This is a genomic window from Dyadobacter sp. HNCC25DJ183 (genome assembly GCF_056895175.1).
The window spans coordinates 23,085-46,282 of record NZ_JBXHAP010000008.1 but is presented as its reverse complement, the minus strand read 5'-3'; the positions used below and the strand labels follow the sequence as shown (position 1 = coordinate 46,282).

Below are 23,198 nucleotides of genomic sequence, written 5' to 3'. Positions count from 1 at the left end.
ATTTTTTATGATGGTAAATTGATAGTTAAAAAATCCACTTGCGGATTGAAAGAAAACCCGCACATTTGTCATACATAATACGCTTTACGCTTCAAATGGACGACATTTTTCAGAGTATTAAGAGCATTGACACAAGCTCGCTGGTAGACAAAGTTGAGAGTAACCTGATCGCCTTATTTATTGAAAAGAACTTCAAAGTGGGCGACTCCATTCCCAAAGAACTGGAACTGGCGCAGTCACTTGGGGTGAGCCGGACGGTGGTCCGGGAGGCCATGCTGCGCCTGCGGCTGATGGGATTGGTAGAATCCAAAAAGCACCGCGGCGCCGTGATTACCAGTCCGGATCTGGTGTCCATCTTGGAAAAAAGTATGAACCCGAAGATCCTGGATGGCAATACATTGAAAGAGATCTTTGAAATGCGCCTGTCACTGGAAATCGGGATGGCCGACTTTATTATGGAGCGCGTTACGCCCGAGGATATCGCTGCTTTGAAAGTGCTGGTTGAAAACGAACCCTCATCCTCCGACCGGATGCTTTTCCAGATCGAGCATGAGATTGCATTTCATGGAAAACTGTATGAGATCACGGGTAACGAGACCATGAAGAAATTTCAGCGCATGCTCTTGCCGGTGTTTGACTACGTGCACAAAAGCGGTTTGCTGCGCAAATATTCAGCCAATGCCGATTTTGTTTCACACAAAGGACTTGTTGAGATTATCGAAAACGGCAATTCGGAGCAGCTGAGAAACGGCATGCGCAGCCATTTGGAAAACCACTTTGCAAGGCTTGCCATGAAATAGGTGTACCATTTTACTTTCCTGATGCTGCGTCTAAAATACCTCTCGCGTCCCGGTCATCATACAATTTGATCAGCTCATCAAGCTTGTTTTTCAGCTCGGCCGTGACCTTTTCAAGTCCCGGCTTACCGAATATGTTGACCTCTTCCGAAGGATCCTTTTTCAGGTCAAACAGCTCCCAGGAGTCGACGCGCTTATAAAACCGGATCAGCTTGTAGTTGTTCGCGCTCACACCGAAATGCGGTGAAACGGAATGTTCGCCATTCTCGTAATAGTGGTAGTACAATGCGTCGCGGCCCTTCGCGCGGTTGTTTTTAAGGAGCGGCATCATTGATTTTCCCTGCATATCAGCAGGTACAGGCACCCCGGCCGCTTCCAGCAATGTAGGTGCGATATCCAGGTTCATGACCAGGTGATCGCTGGTTGTACCGGGCTTGATAACACCGGGAAAGCGCATCAGCATCGGTGTCCGGAAAGACTCTTCATACATAAACCGCTTGTCGAACCAACCGTGCTCACCCAGATAAAAACCCTGGTCGGACAGATAAATGACAATCGTGTTCTGTTGTAAATTGTGTTTGTCGAGATAGTCAAGAGTGCGGCCGATGTTTCGGTCCAGTGAGGCGGCGGTACTGTAATAATCTTTCAGATACCGCTGGTATTTCCATTCAGCCAATTCCTGCTCGCTAAGCTTTTTAGATTTCAACTCCGCTTCTATCGCTCCATAATAGGCATCGAATTTTGCTCTCTGGCTGGCATTCATCCTGTTGACCGTCGGCTCGCTATTCTTGCTGTATCCCAGCATTTTCAGGTCGTATCCCATTTGCATGGTTTTGTCGATGCTCATATCCTGAACAGCCGCCGCCGACCTGGTCTGGTATGTATCATTGAAGTTGGGAGGCAATGGGAATTTGACAGCATCATACCGGCCAAAATCAACGGTATCGGGCAGCCAGTTCCGGTGTGTGGCTTTATGACCTATTACAATGCAAAACGGCTTGCCGGTATCCCGTGAATCCAGCCATTGTTCCGATATATCTTCGATCAGGTTGGTTACATATCCTTCTTTTTTGATCTTTTCCCCATTCATTCCGATGAACTCGGGATTGTAATAAGAACCCTGGTCCGGCAGAATGTTGTAAAAATCAAAACCCTCCGGCTTGCCTGCCAAATGCATTTTCCCGATCCAGGCAGTCTGATAGCCGCCTGCCTGCAGGTGCTTTACAAAATTGTCCTGCCGATGATCAAAAGTGGAAGTTTCATTATCCTTGAATCCGTTCTTGTGACTGTACTTCCCGGTCAACAAAACAGCCCTGCTCGGGCCGCAAATGGAATTCGTCACATACGCTTTGTCAAAACGAATACCGCTACTGGCTATACGATCGATGTTGGGAGTTGCAACCAGCTTGTTTCCATAAGCACCGATCGCCTGAAAAGCATGATCATCTGAAATGATGATGACGATGTTTGGTCTCGCATCTGCCTTTTGCGCCTGAGCTGGTGAAATCCACGCGATTACAAAGAGCCAGGTAAGTAAGCAGCCTTTTTTCAGCATTGTATTGTTTTGATTAAATCCCTTAACCAGATCTTACAGATACTCTCTGTATAACTTAGGTCTCACAAAATAAAGGATAAATCATACATAATACAAGGAAGAACCTGGCTGCTTACCTGCCTGTCTGCCTTCTTACCTGGCAACTTCCACAAGCAGCGTTGCTGCCCGCCAGATGGCGCTGTATTCCTTATCGCCGTGGGTACCGCTTTCTTTCCAGCTTTTGGAGGCTTCGATAAAGTATGTTCCCGGCCAGAGCGGTGTGAATTCGGCTATTCCCTGTTGATTGGTCTCGATCTGCCTCGACCAGCCGCTTGGGGATGATACCGTTACAACGATCTTCTCGCCCGGCGCCCCTTTATAGAGCGTGGTAACCTGAATCGGCTTGTTGTTTTTGTATGATTTCGCCGCGTCTGCGAACACGTTCAATTCGTTTTTATTCACTCCCGGAGTATTACCTTCTGCCGCATTACCCACTTTCACAAGCGCGCTCGCATTGAACTGGTAGACGGTTTTCCCGCCCAGTTCTTTCGCGCTGTGACCTGCCGATATCGTATAAACGCCTTGCTGCTGAGGGGTGAACCGGGAGGTGAAATGATCGTCTGCTGCAACTGTGGTCAGTTTTTCTTTTTTTCCGTCAGGTGCAGTAAGCCACAGCTCAAACTCCTTCACATCGGAGTACCATTCATAAACCTTTTCGGGCTGCAGTCCTGGCTCGGCGTAGGTGATTTTTATAGTTTGTTCTTTGCCCGGAACGCCGGTGGGAGCAGTTTGTATCCAGAGTGCGTGCGCCTGCAGGTTTGAAATGGCCGCGACAAATGCAACGATTGCTAAAAGTGTTTTCTTGATGATCATTATTTCAAAGGTTTTATCAAACATGAATGTGAAAACAGGTACCCGGCTGCATTACGGAGCAACCAGCGCAGGCTTTTTCTTTTCTTTACCCAAAACCCTGAAAGGCTTTGCATCCAGCATCACGCGCCGGTAAGCGAATGTGCAGCAGGCAGACAGTACCAGGAACAATGCATCAATAAAGAAAATGTCGAATGCACCCTGCTGCCAGGTACGCCAGAGCCAGAGTTTGGAAGAAATGCCGTTTGCAATAGGAACCCCAAGACAGAGCACGGCGGATAATAGCAGCGTCTGGCGGTTCATCAGCGGAAAGCTCCGGCGAATGATGAAGTATACGGATAAGGCTAGCCAGCTGTAAAAGTAGGTATGGTAAATCGCTGTCTGATCCACTTTCGGCAAAACTTTAAGCATCACAAAAGTGAATGCAGTTACCGGCAGCATACTCAGGCAGGCAGCCAGAAACACATTACTTGCCCAGAAATTGAATGCGCGCTTGTGCGGTTCGGTGCTCACTTTGTCCCTGGCCACAAACCAGATCAGGATACCGGAAATGATCACCGCACAGCCCATTAATCCAAGGACAAAAAAGACAATGCGCAAAGGCTTCCCGCCAAAATCCCCGAAATGCAGGTGGTACACCAGGCTTTTCACGCGATCAATGTAATTGCCGCCCGTCAGCGGCGATTTCTGCGCGATAATTTTGCCCGACGCGGCTTCGATATGCACCATACCGGAACCGGCGAAACTGGTTTGCGGATTTGGCTTGGATTCCATGCTAACCTGCATATTCTGGTCCATGTAATTGCGGATATGAATGCCCGTGATCGGGCTCCCTTTCCATTCTTTCTGCCATTTGGAAACAAAAGCGTCAAGGTCAAAATCTGCATTCATCGGTTTGTAGGAGTACTCCGCTTTTATCTCGCGCCTGAATTGCAGGCTTTCGTACAGCTTTTCGGAGTTGCCTTCATAGAGCAAGTCGGCAAAGGGGGTCAGTATCCACCAGTTTACGATCAGTACCACGCCGGTCACAGCAAAAACAAGCTGAAACGGAAAGCCAATCACCCCAAGCACCGTGTGCATATCTGTCCAGACTGTCTTCCATTTGCTAAGCGGCCGGAACACGAAGAAATTGGACCTTATTTTATCCCAATGCACCAGCAAACCTGTAATCAGCGCAAACAGGAACAGAAATGAGACGATACCTGCAATCAGATAACCCACCGGCGTGCCGATGTTGAATGTAAATACCTGGTTGAGCTGTGCAAGAAAATGCAGCCGGTACAGGAACTCGCCCATATCATAGGCTTCCGAATAGTCGCCTGCGGCTTTCTGGTCTGTGAAGCTGTACAGGAAGTAAGCCGAATCGTCATCGCCGCCCCGCCGGCCTCTGCCCTTTCGCCTGCCTTCGCCTTTTGGCTTGGGTTTGGGTTTGCTGATGGTGGTATCGGCCGACGCCGTCATATTCACATAAGTACCCTGGCCCTGCCGCTGGATATAAAAGTCGAAGTTGCGGCCGCGCAGGTTGTACTTCCCTCCCAGCGAATCGATCAGGTGGTTAAACCTGAGCTCAGGCGCTTGCGTCGCTATCGATTTCCCTTTTTGCCAGGCCGAGATATCGTCTTTGAAAAAGGAAAAAGAACCTGCAAAGAAGATCACATACAATATCGCAGCAATGATGATCCCGCTGATTGTATGGGTGTGAAAATAGATGTTGTACTTTCTAAGATCCATGATTGAGATTGAAGTTCAGCAGGTAAGGCAGTGAAAACACAAGGGTAAGGACAATGTAAATCGTCCATACGCGCCATACATTCTGGGCAACAAATGCATAAAGCAGCAGGAAAGCCCAAAGGATATAGCCAGTGAAATAGGAGGTTATGATCACCTCTTCTTTTGGCAAAAAAGCGGTAAAGAACAAATGCAGGCTCATCATCACAGCATAACCGCCAACCGACCCGGCGAGGATCTTGCTCAGGCGCAGCCACGGAGATTTGGTCAGATATTTCTTGTTAGCAGGCATAGTTTAAGAGGTGAGCAGTTCAAGTGCAAGCACACAGAGATAGAGGATCCCGATGCCTTTTACACCGAGATATTGAAAAGGAAAAAACAGCACTGAGACCGAGCCCGCAGCCATTAAAATGGTGACCGCAGCAAACAAGCCGCTCCCTGCGCCCAGCCGGATCACGCACAGGGCGGCTGCGATGATAAACAAAGCGGCGGCAGCATAGCGGCTGTACACTGGCTTGGCCGACATATAGGCCATTACCGGATTTCTGTCAGACCAGGCAATGCGCCGGGAGGTGTTCATCCAGAAGATAAAGCCGCAGAGAAAAAGCAGGCAAATGGTACTAAACATCTGATTTTGAATTGTAAGAATGAAAGATTGCTAGTTATTCAATGCTGCGATCCGCTTTCTGAAATCTTGCGGGGCCAAGCCTGTCTGCTTTCCGAAAAACCGTGAAAAGTAGGCGGGCTCTGAAAAGCCCAGCTCGTAGCTGATCTCTTTAATGGGCTTTCTGATGTCGCCGATCTCGCGTTTGGCTTCCAGGATCAGCCGCTCGCTGACCATCTGGTTGATCGTTTTGCCAAAAGACTCCCGGGTAAGTTCATTCAGGCGCTTGGCGCTGATAGACAGCTGTTTTGCGTAAAAATCTGCATGGCGCTGTTTGCGGTAGTTCGCCTCGATAAACCCGATCAATGCATGCAGCCGCGGGTCACTGTGCGATACCGCATTGATCTGCTTTTGCAGCTCAATGCAATGCAGCAGCCAGCTTCGTAGATAGGATTCAAGTATGGCAGGCCGGCACTCGCCTTCGTATTCATTTTTGATCAGGTCTGTGAGCGTGCTCAGTACCTGCACCATTTCCTCAGGAATGACCACATTGAAATTGGTGGAGTAGCTGAAAGCCTGCATCATATCGCGACCAAGCTGTCGCTCAAAGAAATCCCGGGAAACTGCCATCAGAAATCCGGACTTGCCACGCTGGTCAATGCTGTGCACCTGACCGGGTAATAACAGAAACACCTGGTTGTTGGCGATCGGGCAGCGGATGAAATCAATGCAGTGGGACTGACCGGCTCCCACGTTCCTGAACCAGAGCAGTTCATAAAAATCGTGGCGGTGCGCTCCTTTGAAAAAATATTCATCTGCTTCCTCGATCGTTGTCATTTCAAAAAATGCATTGCCCAATTCATGAAGGGGAACTTCCTCGGATAGGACCTCTCCTTCCTGTTCAAATGTCTGCCTGTTTTCGAAATCCCTGTATGCCATAGGTGCTTACCAGCCTGCTTTTCTCTCCGGTTTTTACTTGACTTTTACAATCGCGGTAATCGCGCCGCCTTCTACTTTCAGGCCCTGTTTGGCCGTGGCAGTTGCGATGTCGATGGTGTAAACCCAGCTGCCTGCTTCGGTGTTAATGCCGACGAACACGCTCTTTTTGTCGTCACTTACCGTGTTGTTGTTGTAAGATGCCGATGACGATGCAAACAGGTCGGGCGCGCCGGTTACCCAGGTAAATGTTTGGGCGTAAAGGTCAGCGATCGCCAGCTTTTTGTTACCGGTGGCTGTATTTACATTTCCATACATATACAGCAGTATCTTGCCGCCGCCGAGGTAAGTCTGGTTCGCGATCTTGTAACCACCCGATTTCTCCTGTACATTAAAGAAATAACTCTGGTCAAATTCGCTCGCACCTTTCTTGATGCGGATAAATGCAGACGGCTTTTTAGATGTAGCCACTCCCGCATTGCTGGCAGAAGCTGACGAGAATCCGTATACATCTCCATTTTCGTCCACAGCGAGGCCATTGTTGAAGTAAGTGCCAATAAAGCTTGTACGGTTGTCCCTGATCGTTTTTTCGTAAACCATTCCAGGATAAGAAAACACCGCGACCCAGCTGCTGTCGGGGTAAGCAGTGCCGAACACATCCGGCGCGGCTCCTTTGATACTCATATAAGGTGCATAGATTTTGTCGCCCACCTGCGTGGCCCAGGTAAAGTGCGCGCGCTCTCCATTACCAGCCAGCTTCACAATGTTCACCTGGCCTTCCGCTACGATTTTAGACTGATCGGCATTGATACGGAACCAGGATGCACTTTCATTTCCACTCCGCGGCACTCTGATCGTCAGAATATCATCACCTGCCGGGGCGAATACATGCACAGTTTCAGCCTGGAAGTCAGAAGTTTTCTGCAATGCGCCTTTTTCATCCAATGCATAGGTAGTTACCGCGCCCGGGTTACCTTGTCCGTACAACAAACTGAAAAACTTCCCTTTGTGCGTCACATAGTAGCGGTACGATCCATCCTGCTCAATTCCCTGCCCTACTGTACTGATCGTCCCCTGCGTAAGGTCGCTCGTAGTCAGCAGGTAATCAGCCACGCCCTGTGACCCTATAGGCGCCGAGGCTACCACATAGCGCGACACACCGCCAGGGTTTGGCCCGGGTCCTGGTTCCGGCGTAGAACTTCCATTATCACACGCATTCAGGAGCAAACCTGCACCCGCGACGAAAAACCATTTTAAATATGACTTTTTCATTTTTTTGATTAGAGTTGATTATGAGTTGAGAGAAATTATTTACTGATGAAGTAGCGTAATTTGACATAGAAACCGCGACTTGGCTTTTGCAGACTGAAATTGTCATACAGTTTGGCGTCGAGCAGGTTTTTGCATTCCAGCGCGATGTTGTACTTCCCGCCGGCCATCGCATATACCACATTTACATCGTGGCTCAGCTGCTGCGGAATGTCGAGCTTGTCGCTGCCCAGGCTGGGCCAGTAGAGATAGTAGGCGTGTACAAACAGGAGGTTGTATCCGAATGTAAGTGTATTCCCCTTCCGCCCCAGATCTTTCAGGAACAATGCGGCATCTGCATTCCCGAACATAAACGGCATGTTTGGAATGCGGTCGCGGTAAAGCGGACTTTGTGTAGTGTAGCCTTCCTCAAAGCGGGTGTTGTTGCGCAGTGACTGGTAGGTCAGGTTGACGCCGGCGGTGAGCAGCTGCTTGTACGAATAACGGACCTCGCCGTCGATCCCGAAGTTGGTCACACTGGCCAGGTTATCCATTACCTGCTTGGTCTGGTTTGCATTCAGGCGCGGGCGGATAAAGCCTCGTGCGTCGCGGTAGAGCACATTTGCATCCAGGCTAAACCTATGCATGCGGTTTATGGCTGCATTGTAGCTGAACCCGAGGTTGTAATTATGGCTGGTCTCCGGATCGAGCTCAATGTTACCTTCCAGGTTGATCAGGTCACCGAACAGCTCGTCTGTTTCAGGCAGGCGGTAGCTTTTTTCAAATGAACCTTTGACTTGGAAATTTTTGAAAAGGAAATACGTAGATGCAATCCCATAACCAAGCTTGCTGAAACTGTTTTTCTGTTCAAGAAATGCATTGTCGCCCCAGTTGCCGCTCGGGTTGTACGATACCGAATATTTGTTGTGTTGGGTAAACCGTTTTACAAAAACCGACGTGTTCCAGCGCTCGTTGTAATCGAATTTATAACCTAGTCCCAGCACATTTTTCCTGTTGATCCTCGGTTGCTCAAACTTCTCTGCATCCGGAAAAAGCTCGTCTTCGCCCGTTCGGTTGAAGGTGTTATATACATTATTGATGGTAAATGAATGCCGCTCGTTGATCTGGTAGGTCAGGTTGGCAGTGGCAAGTCCATTGTTGTTACGGAACCGGTAGAGCGACCTTTCGCGCTCGCTACCCAAACCTTCATATTGTTTGAACTGCTGGAACCAGTTGTAGCGGCGGTATACGGTATCCACATTCTGCTCCTGCCCGAGATTGTAATTGGCTGAGATACTCAGATTTAATCCTTTTACAAAAAGGTCCTTCTTCTGGTATTTGAGGCTTGGCATCACGATGTTACCCCTGCGGTGCCACGCCCCAAAAACGCTTACCATCCTGGCGCCAGTCTGGATCTCGGCCTTGTTTTGTCCAAGCGTAATGCCCATCAGCAGCCGGTCTGCAAACTTTTTGTTGACCACACCTACATTCGCGATCACCGTTTCATTGTGATAGGTATCGTGAAAGCGCCTGAGTCGCTGGTTCCGGAAGTACTCGCCCGTATTCACATCGGCTACGTCCACATTGATCCAGTAGTTGTTGTCCGAGTAGTTTTGAAATGCATTCAGCTGCGCTGTGAAGCCATTTTTGCTGGTATAACCTGCATTGATCGTTGTGCGGTGCGTGTTAAACGATCCGTAGGAATAGGATGCATCCAGGTAGCTGTTCTGGCGGGTATTGGTCACGATATTGACGGCCCCGCCCAGTGCGTCGGAGCCCAGCCAGATAGGTACGACGCCTTTATATACCTCCACGCGCTCAGCCAGGTTGATGGGAATGTTGTTGAGCTGGAAAGAGGAGCCGAAATTATCCATCGGTACACCATCGAGGAAGAACTTCACCTGGCGACCTGTGAATCCATTCAGTGAAAAATTCATGTTGGACCCTACCCCGCCGCTCTCCCGAACCCGCACACCGGAAACACGGTCGAGTGCATGAGAAAGGTCCAGCGTAGCATTTTGCAGCTTTCGCGCATCAATCGCCGTTACGTTGTATGCCTGGCGATTGACCTCCTTTGCCTCGGAGCGGCCGATTACAGAGAGCGATTCCAGGTCGCGGCTTTGGGAAACCAGCCGGAAACTGTGTTTGGCATGCTCACCCGGTTTCAATGTAATGTCTTTCGAGAGTGTCTGATAACCGAGGTAAGTGACGATCAGCTGGTAGTCGCCCGGACGTACATTGTCGAGCGTGTACCTGCCTGCTGCATCAGCGACGGTACCATAAGAAGTACCTTTGAGACTTACAGATGCGCCGGGAAGCGCGTCGCCATCCTCTGTGCGGACCTGCCCGGAAAGCAGAATGCCCGACTGCTGGGCAAAGGCGATGGTAGACAGGGCACAAAACAGCCCTGTAAGCAGAATTTTGCTAATTTGCATTGCTTAAAAATGTTCAGCGTTTGAAAGCACCGCGCCTTGGCGCGAAAGTCGGGTGGGTACCAGCCATCCGGCTTTTTTTGCTTTATAGTTAGATAAAGGAGCCTGGTAAAAGTTTTACGACCATAAATGGATTATTTCAATAACGACTAAGCCTATTCCTATTAGTAAATAGACTTATTCTAAATAGAGCCACAAAAGTATGCGCTTTGTTTGACATTCACTTATACAACTTGCCGATTCACATGGACAATTTGTACATACTAGCCCGCATTGTTCAATGCAGTGGGCGCTTTGCCGAATTTTTTCTTGAACGAGCGTGAGAAATGGGAAAGGCTTTCGAAGCCCAGGTCGAGGTAAATGGCGGAGGGTTTTTCGTGTCTGGTTTCAATGAGGTGCTTGGCTTCGTTAAGCCGCTTTTCCTGCAACCAGTGTCTCGGCGGGGAGCCGAATGTTTTTACGAAATCACGTTTGAAGGCCGCGAGGCTGCGACCGGTAAGCTGCGCGAATTTTTCAATGGGAACATTAAAGTGGTAATTGCTGAGCATGAACTTTTCCAGATCGATCTTGTAAGGTTCTGAGAAGTCGAACAGAAAGTTGCGGAGTCCCGGCAGGGCAAGTAGCAGCAACTTCACCCCTTCCTTCACTTTGAGAATGCCCATTTCATCTGTCATCGCCGCTCCCGAACTGCGCGCGTAGGGAACGATGGATTGAAAATATCCCTGCAGGAATTCGTTTGTTGGAATCAGGATATTGGGCGGACCAATGTATTTCCGCTCTGCTTCCAGTTTTTCTTCCAGCGCGATCCTGCGCAGGAGATCTTCCTGCAGGGATATAACGATTGTTTCATAATAACCGCCGGGCCCGGGTGTTTTGATGAGCGTACCCAGCTGATTTCTGCCAATCAGCAGCATTTCTCCTCCGGTCATGGAGATCGTTTGTGAAGATGTTTCCAGTGTAAAGTGCCCTGAAACCTGTAATACCAATGTATGATGGTTCCAGAAAGCCACTTTCTCCTTCCGCTCTGCAGAGAGGTAAGAATAGAAGATCACGCCTGGGAGAATTTCTGCTGGACTGGTCATTTAGCGCTGTAAATAAGTGCCGCCTAGGATAGCACCTGGTGCAAAAGTAGTATTTAAGGTGTTCATTTCTTCCGGCGTAAATACAATATCCATAGCTGCGATATTTTCCGGCAAGCGCGACCTGCGGCTCATGCTCACCAAAGGCATGATATGGTCACCCTGCGCATTCACCCAGGCAATGGCCAGCTGTGTGGGTGTGTAGCCTTTGCTGCCGGCGAGTTGCTTCAGCACCTCCACTTTTTCAAGGTTCTTCACCAGGTTTTCACCCTGGAACCGCGAGAAATGGTTGAGGTGGTCGGTTTCGGAAAGCGGGGCCTTCATGTTACCTGTCAACAGTCCCTCGGCGGTGTTGGCAAATGCAACCACGGCAATTCCCAATTCTTTTGCTGCGGGAAGTAGGTCGCTCTCTATCTGGCGGTCCGCGAGTGAGTAGCCGATTTCCAGCGCGCTGATCGGATAAACGCTGTTGGCCTCGCGAAGCTGTTCGGCTGTAATTTCTGATACGCCGATGTAACGAACCTTGCCTTCTTTGATCAGGTCGGCTACTGTTCCGATGATATCTTCAACGGGCACGCTTCCATCCATTCGGCTTGGCTGGTAAAGGTCGATGGTTTCAACGCCCAAACGGGTCAGCGAGTAGTTGATGAAATTTTTGATAGCAACAGGACGAAGGTCCATTCCCAGCCATTGACCATTGTGAAAGATAGCGCCGAATTTGACACTGATAAATGCATCGTCGCGCCTGTCTTTAACAGCCTTTCCTATCAGCATTTCATTGTGGCCTGCGCCATAGAAATCCCCGGTGTTCAGAAAGTTGATGCCGCTATCCAGCGCCTGCTGGATCGTAGCTATACTTTCGGTCTCGTCAGCTGTGGGCCCACCCCAGACAGACGACATACGCATGCAGCCCAAACCAAGTTTGGACACGAACGGGCCGTTTTGGCCCAACTGAATTTTTGTGATGTTTTTCATAACACAAAGATCAGGTTTCCGGCCGCGCGCGAGTTGCTCCTGCGGCTCAAATGTTTTGTCTCTACGGCTCACACTCTTCCATTCTCGGAGATGGAAAGCTGCACAAGTGATCTGTTAAATAATCTTAACCGGGCAGCAAATCAGTTTGCAGCGAAGTACATTGCCCGTCGAAGTCCTGTTTATTCATTTGATAGCCTGACCCACATTCAGCCATGACAAAAAGCATGTATGTATTACTGATATTTTGCGGCGTGATTTACGCGGCCAGTACCGCGCTCCAAATCTCATTACAAGCCCTGCTTGATTCCAGGCTATTTCTCCTGCCCTCCTTTCTGCCGTGGCTTGTTGTCGCATTCGCTACTTCCATGCTGTGGCTGGCGGCTTTGTTATGGTATCACGTTACTGCCGGTCATCATGCGGCCAAAGTTGCCGTCACAATACACCTGATCGCAACTATCCTACGATACTATATAATGTACCGCGTCTTCGTAGTTGGCGATTACATTAACCTGTACTTTCCGTCTTATTCCCTGGTGCTGGCTACGTGGGGCTTGTATGGAATTTGTCTCCTGTTTACTGCTGAAACAAGGCGGGTCTGGCTGAAAACGGCCGGATTTTACATAGCTGGCAGCACGGCGGTTCTTGTCATTACACTGATCATGTACTTGTACGCTACGGATGCTGCATATAAGGCTGCCGTTGAAAATTTTCACAACAAGCTATCCTGGTTTAACGCATTGGCGACTATCCCGCTGCTTCTACATTGGGCTGTTGGCTGGAAAGACGCGACAGAATCCGGAAGTCGCAGTGCACTGTCAGGTACAATCCGGGGATTGGTTTTCGTAACCGGCATTGCCTGCGCTGTCGCAGGATTGCTGGTATGGAACAGGTTACTACATGAAAAACCGGCTATAAGATCAGGAGAGCTCGCGGCTTCCGGCAAGGACATTCTCCATGCGGAACGTTTGAAGCCCGGACTTTTACCTACTTAATCCGGTAGCTGACCAGCAAATAGGTCCTGCTGATTTTTGACTTTAAATCCTGCAATGCCGACATCCCATTGGTGGACTCGTAGCGGAACTCGGCACCGAACTTCTTGTAAGTCGCTCCGAGGCCGGCAACAAATCCCAGTTCATGCTTGCGGGTAGCGCCCAATACTATGTTTTTCGAAACGAGCGGCTGCGGGCCGGAAAATTTGCTTTCTATGATTTCCTCGTTTGTTTCAGAAATGGCGGCTGCATTGGAAATACCCGCATTCAAAAACAGCTTCAACCCACCCGCCGGAATGTAGTACCTCACCATATTGGTAAGCTTGATATAGTTGTACCCCATTGTGCTGGTCCACCTATTGTAGCTGTCTCCGCTGTATCGGGTCTCATCTACGCTGCTGGTTTTGTAGGATACAAATGCAAGTTCGTTGTAGACCGAAATGCGTTGTTTGAGTCGGGGTACCAGGATATTAAAGAAAAGTCCGCCCGTTGCATTGCGCGATACGGGAAAATTTCCATGCACGAGCCTGGGATCATAAACACCTTCGAAGCTCAACTTCGAACCCGTTAATCCTGCAATAATCCCGAACTGGGTTACAGAAGCCGGAGATTTATAGGAGACGGCCGGTTTGGTGGAAGCACATTGCGCATAGTACCTGTCAAACAGCTGGCCGATCATTTTGGATGAATAAAAGACCTTTTTATTTCCCGCCATAACAGCCTCACAATCAGAAAAGAACTTCTTCAACTGCTCCCTGTATTGGTTAACAGTCACGACCTGCCGTGTTGCATTATTAGCGAGGTACCTGTGTTCCACGAGCAATTCGTAGGCGCCGGGCTTGTCGCTCACATACAGCTGGACCTTATCGTCCTTTCCTTTCAAATAATAAAGGCCCTTTGGCCCGCTGTTGAGTGTTAACAAAAAGGCAGTTGCTTTTTCTAGCTTTGGCAATGGGGAATATGATAGCTCATCAATGGACGACGGACTGGTATTCACATCTACTTCTGCTTTGATATAACTCTCTCCGTGCACATAAAAACCTTCCAGATCACTCAATCCGTAGGTTTTTACTGCCGCGTCTGCCGCATTCCGGAAGCTGATCGTTTCGGGATTTCTTGACCAGTTTTTGTAATCGATATACCCTTTCAGCGTGTCGCCGGCGGAAACAAGCAGGTAGCCGGGTTCAAATGATTTCTGGGCTTTTGAATAATGGAAGGATACGAATAAAAAGACAAACAGGGTAATCTTGTAAATCATATAACAACAGTTGGGAGAGAGGAAGCAGACACAAAGTAACAACTGTCAAGGGCATTTTACACTATGTATTACCCAACTAGTTTGATGCGGCTTTTTCTGTTTCCTGTCCCACCCTTTTTCCGGGCAATATGCCGGGCTTTCCCTGAATGAAGCGTCTGCCTAGCTGAAACTCGGTCCACCGGCTTTTCGCAATGCAACCGATAGGCGCTGTGCGAATTCCTTGGTGTCTTTTTGAACCGAATAACCATTGAAGTTAATGCTGTGTACAGGCTTTGTAAAATCGTCTACTTCAATGTCGACCGTACCCACATTGGCCAGAATGGAAGCCTTGGTTTTCACCACTGTATTTGCCTTGATGCCCGTGACTTTGTGTACCGGATAGGTGTACCTGCCTATGGTGATGGTTTGTTCGGTAAAGTTTACCCGAACCCCGTTCTGGTAAAATGAATTGTCGTCCAGTACAACCGTTTTTCTTCTTTTGGAGACGGTAAACATCCAGTAACCAATGCCAGCGATGACAGCTAAAATAATGAAAGTGTCCATAGTATAAAGATTTTCTTTTTCAGCCTTTATACACTCAAACCCCCCGCAGGTAACATCAACAGGCACATTCTTTCAAAAAAGGTCTTTTATTTAGACTGATTATCGTTAGCTTTGTAGCGTGCCTGTATCGAAGTATTACGCAGGCTGCGAGCGTCCCATTAACATTGTTTTTATGAAAAAACTTCTGATTGCCCTCTTCGCATGCTCTTCCATTGCGGGTTATGCACAGCAAAAAAACACCCTTCTTGATCAAGCGTTCTGGAAGAATTCTCCGGACGTTAATACAGTAAAAGCAGAAATCCAGAAAGGAGCAGATCCTGCTCAGCTGAACCCGATGAGCTTTGATGCAGTCGTCATGGCGATCAACTCGGGAGCTCCCCAGTCAACCATTGAATTTTTACTCTCACAACCGGGAAATACGGTAGACAAGCTTACCCACGACGGCCGCACTTACCTGCACTGGGCCGCAAGCAGAGGAAATGTTGAGATCATGGAGTACCTGGTCTCAAAAGGTGCGAAAGCAGATGTAATTGACAGCCACGGCTCCACCCCGCTGAATTTCGCGGCCGGCGCCGGACAGGCGAATACCAAAATCTACGAGATCTGCATTGCAAATGGCGCTAACCTGAAAAAAGACCTGAACCACGACGGCGCCAATGCATTGCTGCTGGCTGTGGCGAACGATAAAGACCTGACACTTACAAATTATTTTGTTTCAAAAGGCCTGGACCTGAAAAGTACCGATGCTGCCGGCAACAACGCATTCAGCTATGCGGCGCGCGGTGGTAACATTGAAGTATTGAAAGCCCTTTTGCAAAAAGGAGTACCCGCCAATCCGACCGCCATGTTAATGGCTGCTCAGGGATCACGCCGTGGTGCCAATTCGATCGAAGTTTATAAGTACCTGGAAAGCCTGAATATCAAACCAAATGTAACGGGTAAAAATGGCCAGAATGCATTGCATTCGGTGGTTCGCAGACCAAAGCAGGACGATATCGTTACCTATTTCCTGTCAAAAGGCGTGGATGTGAACCAGGCTGACGAGGATGGAAATACGGTGTTCATGAATGCAGCGGCATCAAACCCGGACACTGCAACGCTGGCGCTGCTTGCTCCGAAAGTAAAAAACATCAACCAGGCTAACCAGAAAGGTGCGACTGCACTTGCGCTGGCAGTACGCGGCAATTCGCCTGCGGTGGTAAGTTACCTGCTCAGCAAAGGCGCTGACGTGAATGTAAGTGATCGCAGCGGAGATAACCTGGCTGCTTACCTGGTTCAGTCATACAGTCCGCGGACTGCTGCTGATTTTGACGCAAAAATGAAGATCCTGCAAGACAAAGGATTGAAGCTCAATGCAGCGCAGCAAAACGGGAATACGCTCTACCATCTGGCAGTTGCGAAAAATGACCTGGCGCTCGTGAAAAAGCTGGAAGCTTACCAGATCGATGTCAATGCAAAAAACAAGGAAGGAATTACTGCATTGCACAAGGCTGCGATGATCGCGAAAGACGATAGCATGCTCAAATACCTGATCTCGATCGGCGCGAAGAAGGACATCATGACCAGCTTCGATGAAACAGCCTTCGACCTGGCGGGTGAAAATGAGTCGCTCTCCAAAAACAATGTAACCGTTAATTTTCTGAAATAACTTTCATGTCCAAGTTCATAACAACAGCACTCCTTTTTACTGCGCTGACATTTGCACGCCCGAATACCACTTTTGCGCAGGCGACAAACAAGTACAAATGCATGATCCAGATGACCAACTATATGGGCGAAGGCGCTTACGTAGTGATTTCATTGATCAACAGTAAAAATGCTTACGAGAAAACCCTGTACGTTTTAGGACCGGATAAGAAGTGGTACAACAGTCTCAAAGAATGGCATAAGTACCAGGCCAAAAAGAAGGATAACATCAGCGCGATCACGGGTGCATCCGTTACAGGCGGGGACCGCAGCGTGAATGTGATCGAAATTGACAAATCCAAGATCAATGCAGGTTATAAGATCAGGTTTGAGAGTGCAGTGGAGGACAAAGCTTACCACGTGAAAGACCTGGAAATTCCATTGACCACAGAGGCGCTTTCAGCCAAAAGTGAGGGTACCGGCTACATCCGCTACGTCCGGTTCAGCCCCAACTAACAATCGGAGTACTTTATGACAATTTCAATATGGAGATACAGCCACCTTGCACTGGCTGTATCTTCTTTTCTTTTGCTTACGCTGGCTTCCGTCACCGGTATTATTTTGGCCTTTAAGCCGTTATCAGAAAAAACGCAACCCTACCGCTCCGAGAAATTCAGTCAGGCCAATCTTTCCCAAACCCTTCCTGCATTAAGAAAACAATATCCCGGCATCAGTGAGCTGTCCGTGGATGCAAACCAGTTTGTACAGATCAAAGGCAGCGACGCGGCCGGGGAAAAGCTGCTCGCCTATGTTGATCCTGTGACCGGGAAAGTGCTCGGTACCCCTGCTGCTCCTTCCGAATTTTTCGAGTGGGTTACTGCATTGCACCGTTCGCTTTTCCTGCACGAAGCGGGCCGGTTTTTTATCGGAATTACGGCATTTTTGTTGCTGTTAATCACCATTTCAGGCACGATCCTGATCATCCAGCGGCAGCGTGGCGTGAAGCGGTTCTTCACGCGGATTGTGCGCGATAACTTTGCACAATACTACCATGTAGTGCTAGGCCGCCTTTCCCTGATCCCCATTCTGATCCTCGCAGCGACCGGCACTTACCTCTCACTCGCGCGTTTTGAACTGATCGATACGAAACAGGCTTCCATGGAAGTCGATTTCGATGCGATCAAGTCCGGTCCGGAGCATAATCCTGCCGATTTTGAGATTTTTAAAAACACCAGACTGGCTGATGTACAATCGGTCGAGTTCCCTTTTTCCGAAGATCCGGAAGATTACTACACACTTAAACTTACTGACCGGGAGGTTACCGTTAATCAAATCACAGGTGAAGTGCTGGGCGAAGTGAAATATCCGGCCGCTGTGATAGTTACCAACCTGAGCCTCGATCTCCACACCGGCCGCACCAATGCATGGTGGGCGATTGTGCTCGCAATTGCTTCCGGGAACATCCTTTTCTTTATTTATTCGGGCTTTACAATTACATTCCGGCGCAGGGCAAACCGGGTAAAAAACAAGTATACAGCTGCTGAAAGCGAGTTCATCATCCTGGTAGGCTCCGAAAACGGCAGCACATTCAGCTTCGCCAATGCGATCCACGAGCAGCTGATCAATGCAGGGAAGTCGGCGTATGTTACCGAGCTGGACAATTTCACGGCATTTCCGAAAGCCTCGCACATCATCGTGATGAGCGCCACTTACGGACTGGGAAATGCGCCAACCAATGCGGCACACTTTGAAAAACGCATTCAGCAGCACAGGCAATCACAGCAAATCCGGTATTCGGTGGTGGGCTTCGGCTCGCATGCTTATCCTGACTATTGCAAGTTTGCTTTTGAGGTGGATACCCTCTTTGCCAGGCAGGATTGGGCAGTTCCATTATTGGAAATCCATACGGTGAATGATAAATCCCCTGACGAATTCAGTCAATGGGCAGCCAACTGGTCGCAACATGCGGGCGTACCTTTGCTGGTATCGCCGGGCCTGGCGGTAACGAGGCAGGAACCTTTGCAAGCTTTGACCGTAATGGACAAAACGCCCGTGTTCGTAGCAGGTGATTCGTTTTTGATCCGCCTGCAGCCACAATCCCCCACTCCATTTACATCCGGCGACCTGCTCGCTATCTATCCCGCAAATGACCACCGCGAGCGCCTTTATTCGATTGGTAAAATCGGAAAGGAAATCCAGCTGAGTGTCAAGCTGCATGCCGGTGGATTGGGTTCGGAATATCTTTCAAAGCTTAATCCGGGTGAGGTATTAAATGCCAGGATCGTCAACAATGCGCATTTCCACCTTCCGGAATCTGGCAAAACAGTGGTGATGATCTCAAACGGGACCGGCATTGCGCCATTTCTGGGAATGATCGATCAGCAGCCCGAGCATGCAGATTGTCACCTGTACTGCGGGTTCCGTGACAGGGCTTCTTTTGCATTGTATCAAAATGCATTGCATAAATATAAAAGTGAAAAGAAGCTGCGCGGCCTGCACATCGCCTACTCGCGGGAAGGTGAAAAGGAGTATGTGAAAGACCTGCTCGCAAAGGACGAACCTCTGCTAACCGAAACCCTCGCAAATGGCGGCGTGATCATGCTTTGCGGGTCACTTTCTATGCAGAACAATGTGGTTGCATTGCTGGAAGATATTTGCGCGAAGCGCTTAGGAAAATCCGTGAGCTATTACCAGTCGAGAAGCCAGGTGCTGATGGATTGTTACTGACGGGCATTTTCAGCGCTTTTTCCGCCTGACTTTGTATTTGTTAATATCCAGGTTTTTGGAACAAAATACCTGACCATTGTCGGCGATCATCATGCAGCTGAATGCAGGATATTGATCCAAAAGAGCAAGCCCCGCTGTTTTTCCCATCACCATCAAAGAAGTACTGAACCCGTTCGCCATTTCGGCGCTCGGGCCGAATACGGTTACGCTGGTAAGTCCGGTAGCGGGATAGCCGGTAGCGGGGTTAATGATGTGTGAATAGCGCTTTCCGTCCAGCATAACAAACTTTTCGTAGCTGCCCGAGGTGACCACTGCGCCCTGGTGAATTGGCAGTACCGCGAACAATTCTCCGGCCCGCGCCGGATCGTTGATCCCGATCACCCAGTCGCGGCCATCGGGCTGTTTTCCCCACACGCTCATATCGCCCGAGCCATTTACAATGCCGGCCTCGACGCCTTTGGCAAGCATCATCTGCCTGCATTTGTCCGTGGCATAACCCTCGCCCAATGCACCGAAGCCGATCTTCATTCCTTTCATTTTCAGGAAAATCGTTGAATTCGCTTTGTCAAGAATGATATTCCGGTAGCCGACAAGCGCTACTGACTTTTTTACTGCCTCGGGTGAAGGCATCTGCGTCATTGAACCATCGTATTTCCAGATCCGCTCCATGGCAGCAAAACTGATATCGAATGCACCGCCGGTCAGCTCCGACAGGCTCAATGCCCTTTCTGTCAGCTCAAAAACTTCTGCATCTACCTTCACCGGCCGGATACCCGCATTTGCATTCACTTCCGATACCTGCGAGGAAGGCTTCCAGTCCGAAATAAGGTTTTCGATGCGGGTAATCTCAGAAATGACGGTATCAATGTGCATTTCGGCCGCCGCTGAATCCTGCGCCACAATCGTAATATCGAATCGCCCGCCCATGAGCATGGTAGTCCGCTTCCGCAGCACCTGCGCCTCGGTTTGGATGGCAAAAAATAAGAGAAGACAAGCGGAAATTACTCTCATGAAGCAGCAGCGGCAATTTTTAAACCCCATTTAAAACAAAAAACCGGAAGAGTGTATATCCTCTCCCGGTTAAAACTGCGAAAAAAAACTTAGAAACGGTACGACAATGTCGCCGCAAACATACGTGGCGGGATCGGGTTGATGCTGTAACGGTCGTGAACAATGTAGTTCAGCTCGTTGAAGATGTTGGATACTTTCACCAGCAGTGAAACGCCGCGCAGGCTGTAACCCGCCGAAAGATCTACCGTTGCAAAACCTTTCAGTGGCACCTGTGCATTGTAGGAAGTCTGGTTGGCTGCGGTGTTGTTCAGGCCGCCATCAAGACCTACCACATTGTTGTTACCGCCCATTCTCTGGCCCGTATAAAATGCAGATGCGCCTAGTTTGAGGCCTTTTACCGCTTTATCAAACGTGTAGAAAATCGAACCGTTGGCGGTGTGCGCGGGATTGTTGATCAAACGCTCCCCTTCTACCTGCGAACCAACTGCGCCTGTGGTGTTGGTATACCGCATAAAATTATATCCGTAGCCAGCCAGGAAGTAGAAGTTCCGCGATAGCGTTCCATTGAAATCTACTTCAAAACCGTCGCTGGTCGTTTGTCCGTTCAGCTCGCGGATGCTGCTGTTCGTGTTCGGATTTCCGTTTTGGTCAAAAAGGGCAGTTTGCGCAAAGTTGCTGTTCTGAATGCGGTACACGCTTACATTGGCGGCCAAACGTCCGTTCAAGAACTCATTTTTCATCCCCAGTTCATACTGGTTGATGATCGAAGGATCCAGGTTATTTCCGTAGATATCAGTACCCGAATTGATCGTAAAATTATTGGTATAGCTCGCGTAAATGGAGCTGGTTTGCACCGGCTGGAAAATCAGCGCCACTTTGGGAGAAAATGCATTGTCGGACTTGTCAGCAGCTGTTCCTCTCCGCTCCTGCTGCTTTTCCTGGTTGAAAATAGTAGTCTGGAAAGCCTTCTGGTAAGACCAGCGCACGCCGGCCAGCACTTTGAACTTGGTCGTCAGGGTGATCAGGTCCTGTACATAAATCCCAAGTCTGTTCTGGGGCGTGGTTGTTCTGGCAGTATCATTAACGGTCGGGATATCCGTGCGCACATTGAAAGTTGCAGGATCGTAGATATTGATCTTGTCATACGCAGTACCTACCACTCCATTTGCCGAGGTATATTTAAATGTGTTGTTCTCTGTGACAATGCGCGTAAAATCAGCTCCTCCCAGGAATTGGTGCTGAATGCCGGCGGTTTTGAAATTACCGTTTAAATTAAGCTGTCCGGTATAGTCGTGCTCGCGTGACTTAACCGCGCTCAGCGAGCGGTTCCAGTCGCCATTTGCGGCAACGCTGGTTGGAACGCCCACACCAAAACCATCCACCTTCGTAGCCTGGGCCGATCCGATTGCAGTCAGCTTCCAGTTGTCGTTGAAACGGTGGTTGATGGTCAGGTAAGCTGCTTTTTGTTCGGTGTTGTTAAACGCCCATTTAGGGTAAATGAAGCGGGAGCGTGGCGCTTCCGGTACTTCGGTTACGGTAATGCGAGCATTGGGGATACCTACCCCGGCGTCAGGCACCAGGTCAGATTTCAGGTAATCCACTTGCAGCAATACGTCTGTTTTGTCGTTGATTTTATATAAAAGCGACGGGTTAACGTAAGTCCGGTTTGTTTTGACCACATCCCGATAGCTCCTCGCATTTTCATGCGTCCCAATCACGCGAAATGCCAGTTTTTTGGTAATCGGTCCGTAAACATCCACAGTCGGCTTAAATTGATTATAGCTGCCGAAAAGCATGGAAACCTGTCCTCCCCAGTCAAAAACTGGTTTTTTGGTAACCATGTTAATGATCACACCACCTGATACGTTACCATATAGCAATGCAGAACTTCCTTTCAGCACTTCAATCGCCTCCAATGTACTTGCATCGGGAAAACCCTGCGTATTGGAGATAACCCCGTTCTTGAAAATACTGCCGCCTGAACCTGCGATACCAATGCTGTAACCGCGTGCCGAAAAAGTTTCAGCCACGCCACCGCGCGACTGCGTCAGCGAAACGCCGCTCACATTTTTCACTACGTCACCCAGGCGGACAGCCTGCTGATCGGCGATCACTTTGCTCTGGATCACACCTGCGCTTTGCGGCAGATCGAGCGGACGGATATCCGCCTTACCAAGCGACACGGGCCTGTTGGAACTGGCGCCGCCTGTAATAATCACCTCATTAAGCTGAGAGGCGCTTTCCGACAATGTAAAATCCTGCTGCGCCTTCTCACGGGCTGCTACGGTTACAGCCTGCTCCTGGCTTTGCAGACCTACAAATGAAACCTTCAAAGTGTAGCTACCCGGCTTGATGTCGGTAATCATATAGTTTCCATCTTCGTCTGTAGTAGTTCCTTTATTCGAATGGCCGATACCCACACTCACATACGCAGCCGGCTTTCCGTCGCTGGTCGTTACCCGCCCGCGAATGGTCCCGTTACTACTCTGTGCATTGGCAACCTGGGAGAACAGGCAGCTTAGAAAAAGTAAATATTTATAAAAACGACTCATACTTATTTAGATTAATTAAACGGTCGCAAATATAGTGGCGGAGCTATGTTTTTCTAATAGTTACCAGGAATTAATTAGAACGGAATTAGAAAATTCAGGAGCGCTGATCTGCCGCGATTTCAGCAATAGCAGCATCGGAGGATTTAATAGCACATTAGGAATATCCAATCTCCCCTGGCGCAGGCTCTGGGCGGATAGTTGTGTTTTTAACGGGTTTTTAATTCGTTTTTAACACCCCATTAAGGTTAGTGTGCGCTTTTTGTAAAGCATTATAACTGATCCAGCCCGC

19 protein-coding genes are annotated in these 23,198 nt (G+C 49.1%); 5 read left to right on the top strand and 14 right to left on the bottom strand.

The genetic code is table 11. The features are described 5' to 3' along the window. The first annotated feature begins 65 nt into the window (after positions 1 to 65). On the top strand, positions 66 to 800 hold the full coding sequence (locus tag AC1XTG_RS20015; protein ID WP_484843167.1) for a FadR/GntR family transcriptional regulator: 735 nt from the start codon (positions 66 to 68) through the stop codon (positions 798 to 800). Positions 801 to 810: 10 nt separating this feature from the next. Here the strand turns inward: AC1XTG_RS20015 and AC1XTG_RS20010 are convergent, their stop codons facing one another. The 10 genes from AC1XTG_RS20010 to AC1XTG_RS19965 form a co-directional block, all read right to left on the bottom strand. Beyond that, on the bottom strand, positions 811 to 2,352 hold the full coding sequence (locus tag AC1XTG_RS20010) for a sulfatase family protein (RefSeq protein ID WP_484843166.1): 1,542 nt from the start codon (positions 2,350 to 2,352) through the stop codon (positions 811 to 813). 132 nt (positions 2,353 to 2,484) lie between these two features. Then, the gene (locus AC1XTG_RS20005; protein ID WP_484843165.1) at positions 2,485 to 3,204 is read right to left on the bottom strand and encodes a DUF4198 domain-containing protein; all 720 of its coding nucleotides are present in this window, start codon (positions 3,202 to 3,204) and stop codon (positions 2,485 to 2,487) included. Positions 3,205 to 3,255: 51 nt separating this feature from the next. Beyond that, complete coding sequence (locus AC1XTG_RS20000) at positions 3,256 to 4,932, bottom strand: PepSY-associated TM helix domain-containing protein (RefSeq protein ID WP_484843164.1); 1,677 nt, start codon at positions 4,930 to 4,932, stop codon at positions 3,256 to 3,258. Further along, positions 4,922 to 5,221: a hypothetical protein gene (locus AC1XTG_RS19995; RefSeq protein ID WP_056284441.1), complete on the bottom strand. Its 300-nt coding sequence runs from the start codon at positions 5,219 to 5,221 to the stop codon at positions 4,922 to 4,924. The genes AC1XTG_RS20000 and AC1XTG_RS19995 overlap by 11 nt, the downstream gene beginning before the upstream one ends. A 3-nt stretch (positions 5,222 to 5,224) precedes the next feature. Beyond that, entirely contained in the window at positions 5,225 to 5,557 is a 333-nt protein-coding gene (locus tag AC1XTG_RS19990; RefSeq protein ID WP_484843163.1) for a hypothetical protein, read from the bottom strand. 30 nt (positions 5,558 to 5,587) lie between these two features. Further along, complete coding sequence (locus AC1XTG_RS19985; RefSeq protein ID WP_484843162.1) at positions 5,588 to 6,472, bottom strand: helix-turn-helix domain-containing protein; 885 nt, start codon at positions 6,470 to 6,472, stop codon at positions 5,588 to 5,590. A 33-nt stretch (positions 6,473 to 6,505) separates the two neighbouring features. Then, positions 6,506 to 7,741, bottom strand: a complete 1,236-nt coding sequence (locus AC1XTG_RS19980) for a DUF4374 domain-containing protein (RefSeq protein WP_484843161.1) — start codon at positions 7,739 to 7,741, stop codon at positions 6,506 to 6,508. A 35-nt stretch (positions 7,742 to 7,776) separates the two neighbouring features. Continuing rightward, positions 7,777 to 10,152: a TonB-dependent receptor gene (locus tag AC1XTG_RS19975; protein ID WP_484843160.1), complete on the bottom strand. Its 2,376-nt coding sequence runs from the start codon at positions 10,150 to 10,152 to the stop codon at positions 7,777 to 7,779. 260 nt (positions 10,153 to 10,412) lie between these two features. Further along, positions 10,413 to 11,231 carry a helix-turn-helix domain-containing protein gene (locus tag AC1XTG_RS19970; RefSeq protein ID WP_056284459.1) on the bottom strand — a complete coding sequence of 273 codons (819 nt, stop codon included), beginning with the start codon at positions 11,229 to 11,231 and terminating at the stop codon, positions 10,413 to 10,415. Next, entirely contained in the window at positions 11,232 to 12,203 is a 972-nt protein-coding gene (locus AC1XTG_RS19965; RefSeq protein WP_484843159.1) for an aldo/keto reductase, read from the bottom strand. 212 nt (positions 12,204 to 12,415) lie between these two features. Here AC1XTG_RS19965 and AC1XTG_RS19960 point away from each other — a divergent pair, with 212 nt between their 5' ends. Then, entirely contained in the window at positions 12,416 to 13,195 is a 780-nt protein-coding gene (locus tag AC1XTG_RS19960; RefSeq protein ID WP_484843158.1) for a hypothetical protein, read from the top strand. On the opposite strand, the gene AC1XTG_RS19955 is transcribed toward AC1XTG_RS19960, so the two are convergent. Together AC1XTG_RS19955 and AC1XTG_RS19950 are read right to left on the bottom strand one after the other, a co-directional pair. Next, positions 13,188 to 14,450, bottom strand: coding sequence for a porin family protein (locus AC1XTG_RS19955; protein ID WP_484843157.1), 1,263 nt, complete (start codon positions 14,448 to 14,450; stop codon positions 13,188 to 13,190). The two genes, AC1XTG_RS19960 and AC1XTG_RS19955, sit on opposite strands and share 8 nt — an antisense overlap. Positions 14,451 to 14,609: 159 nt before the next feature. Continuing rightward, the gene (locus AC1XTG_RS19950) at positions 14,610 to 14,993 is read right to left on the bottom strand and encodes a hypothetical protein (protein ID WP_484843156.1); all 384 of its coding nucleotides are present in this window, start codon (positions 14,991 to 14,993) and stop codon (positions 14,610 to 14,612) included. Positions 14,994 to 15,165: 172 nt separating this feature from the next. Here AC1XTG_RS19950 and AC1XTG_RS19945 point away from each other — a divergent pair, with 172 nt between their 5' ends. Genes AC1XTG_RS19945 through AC1XTG_RS19935 form a run of 3 tightly spaced genes read left to right on the top strand, consistent with a single transcriptional unit; the run spans position 15,166 to position 19,346 of the window. Continuing rightward, positions 15,166 to 16,641, top strand: coding sequence for an ankyrin repeat domain-containing protein (locus AC1XTG_RS19945; RefSeq protein ID WP_484843155.1), 1,476 nt, complete (start codon positions 15,166 to 15,168; stop codon positions 16,639 to 16,641). Between the two features lie 5 nt (positions 16,642 to 16,646). Next, positions 16,647 to 17,135 carry a DUF2271 domain-containing protein gene (locus AC1XTG_RS19940; protein ID WP_056284472.1) on the top strand — a complete coding sequence of 163 codons (489 nt, stop codon included), beginning with the start codon at positions 16,647 to 16,649 and terminating at the stop codon, positions 17,133 to 17,135. A 15-nt stretch (positions 17,136 to 17,150) separates the two neighbouring features. Further along, complete coding sequence (locus tag AC1XTG_RS19935) at positions 17,151 to 19,346, top strand: PepSY domain-containing protein (protein WP_484843154.1); 2,196 nt, start codon at positions 17,151 to 17,153, stop codon at positions 19,344 to 19,346. Between the two features lie 9 nt (positions 19,347 to 19,355). Here AC1XTG_RS19935 and AC1XTG_RS19930 read toward each other — a convergent pair whose 3' ends face one another. Then, positions 19,356 to 20,357: an FAD:protein FMN transferase gene (locus AC1XTG_RS19930; RefSeq protein ID WP_484843153.1), complete on the bottom strand. Its 1,002-nt coding sequence runs from the start codon at positions 20,355 to 20,357 to the stop codon at positions 19,356 to 19,358. Between the two features lie 89 nt (positions 20,358 to 20,446). After that, positions 20,447 to 22,909 (bottom strand): TonB-dependent siderophore receptor, encoded by a 2,463-nt coding sequence (locus AC1XTG_RS19925; RefSeq protein WP_484843152.1) that lies wholly within the window; start codon positions 22,907 to 22,909, stop codon positions 20,447 to 20,449. Positions 22,910 to 23,198: the final 289 nt, after the last annotated feature.

Bases quoted from the DNA above. Each gene is read 5' to 3' on its own strand.
- AC1XTG_RS19955 (WP_484843157.1), bottom strand. From the start codon at position 14,450: ATGATTTACAAGATTACCCTGTTTGTCTTTTTATTCGTATCCTTCCAT.
- AC1XTG_RS19950 (WP_484843156.1), bottom strand. From the start codon at position 14,993: ATGGACACTTTCATTATTTTAGCTGTCATCGCTGGCATTGGTTACTGG.
- AC1XTG_RS20010 (WP_484843166.1), bottom strand. From the start codon at position 2,352: ATGCTGAAAAAAGGCTGCTTACTTACCTGGCTCTTTGTAATCGCGTGG.
- AC1XTG_RS19935 (WP_484843154.1), top strand. From the start codon at position 17,151: ATGACAATTTCAATATGGAGATACAGCCACCTTGCACTGGCTGTATCT.
- AC1XTG_RS19960 (WP_484843158.1), top strand. From the start codon at position 12,416: ATGACAAAAAGCATGTATGTATTACTGATATTTTGCGGCGTGATTTAC.
- AC1XTG_RS19985 (WP_484843162.1), bottom strand. From the start codon at position 6,472: ATGGCATACAGGGATTTCGAAAACAGGCAGACATTTGAACAGGAAGGA.
- AC1XTG_RS19945 (WP_484843155.1), top strand. From the start codon at position 15,166: ATGAAAAAACTTCTGATTGCCCTCTTCGCATGCTCTTCCATTGCGGGT.
- AC1XTG_RS19970 (WP_056284459.1), bottom strand. From the start codon at position 11,231: ATGACCAGTCCAGCAGAAATTCTCCCAGGCGTGATCTTCTATTCTTAC.
- AC1XTG_RS19980 (WP_484843161.1), bottom strand. From the start codon at position 7,741: ATGAAAAAGTCATATTTAAAATGGTTTTTCGTCGCGGGTGCAGGTTTG.
- AC1XTG_RS19965 (WP_484843159.1), bottom strand. From the start codon at position 12,203: ATGAAAAACATCACAAAAATTCAGTTGGGCCAAAACGGCCCGTTCGTG.
- AC1XTG_RS19930 (WP_484843153.1), bottom strand. From the start codon at position 20,357: ATGAGAGTAATTTCCGCTTGTCTTCTCTTATTTTTTGCCATCCAAACC.
- AC1XTG_RS20000 (WP_484843164.1), bottom strand. From the start codon at position 4,932: ATGGATCTTAGAAAGTACAACATCTATTTTCACACCCATACAATCAGC.
- AC1XTG_RS19940 (WP_056284472.1), top strand. From the start codon at position 16,647: ATGTCCAAGTTCATAACAACAGCACTCCTTTTTACTGCGCTGACATTT.
- AC1XTG_RS19975 (WP_484843160.1), bottom strand. From the start codon at position 10,152: ATGCAAATTAGCAAAATTCTGCTTACAGGGCTGTTTTGTGCCCTGTCT.
- AC1XTG_RS19990 (WP_484843163.1), bottom strand. From the start codon at position 5,557: ATGTTTAGTACCATTTGCCTGCTTTTTCTCTGCGGCTTTATCTTCTGG.
- AC1XTG_RS19995 (WP_056284441.1), bottom strand. From the start codon at position 5,221: ATGCCTGCTAACAAGAAATATCTGACCAAATCTCCGTGGCTGCGCCTG.
- AC1XTG_RS19925 (WP_484843152.1), bottom strand. From the start codon at position 22,909: ATGAGTCGTTTTTATAAATATTTACTTTTTCTAAGCTGCCTGTTCTCC.
- AC1XTG_RS20005 (WP_484843165.1), bottom strand. From the start codon at position 3,204: ATGATCATCAAGAAAACACTTTTAGCAATCGTTGCATTTGTCGCGGCC.